The sequence below is a fragment of the Polaromonas sp. P1_G2 genome, from assembly GCF_056405515.1.
Window position 1 is genome coordinate 1 of the sequence record NZ_JBFUBY010001016.1, and the last position, 482, is coordinate 482.

General features: G+C 58.1%; 1 protein-coding gene. It reads left to right on the forward strand.

The window, feature by feature from the left end; all coding sequences use genetic code 11:
* Positions 1 to 482, forward strand: a 482-nt coding sequence (locus AC1D0P_RS28830; RefSeq protein WP_477679863.1) for a Zn-binding domain-containing protein, incomplete at both ends; no start/stop codon positions are given.

The following is a 482-nucleotide window of genomic DNA, read 5'->3' on the forward strand; positions in this document are numbered from 1 at the left end:
CCTTTACGATCCGGGCCAACTTGCATCTAGGTCACGAAATTCACACCGATGTCCTCGAACTCCAGCCAGCAGAGACACCGGATTTGGGAGCCGCAAACGCCATCGCCATTGCAATGCGCGAAGCGCTCGCCAGGCAACTTGGCATAGAACCGGACGAGATGGGTTACGGTGTCGGCCCCTCCCGCAACGCCATGGCCACCCCTACGCTCTCTATATACCTGCACGATCGCGCAGCCGGTGGCGCGGGTTATGTGGTCCGGGCCACAGAAGCATTTCGTTCCATTTTGAAGAAGGCACGAGCTATCCTCGACTGCCCGCGCAATTGCGCTCATGCATGCTGTTCTTGCGTGCTCGTATCGGACGCCCCTGAACGGGAGGAAGACCTTGACCGCCACAAGGCAATGACGTTCATGGATCGACATCTGGCGCTGCCCGATTTGATTGCTAGTGAGGATGCTTTCGTTAGCGGCGCTGACATATCC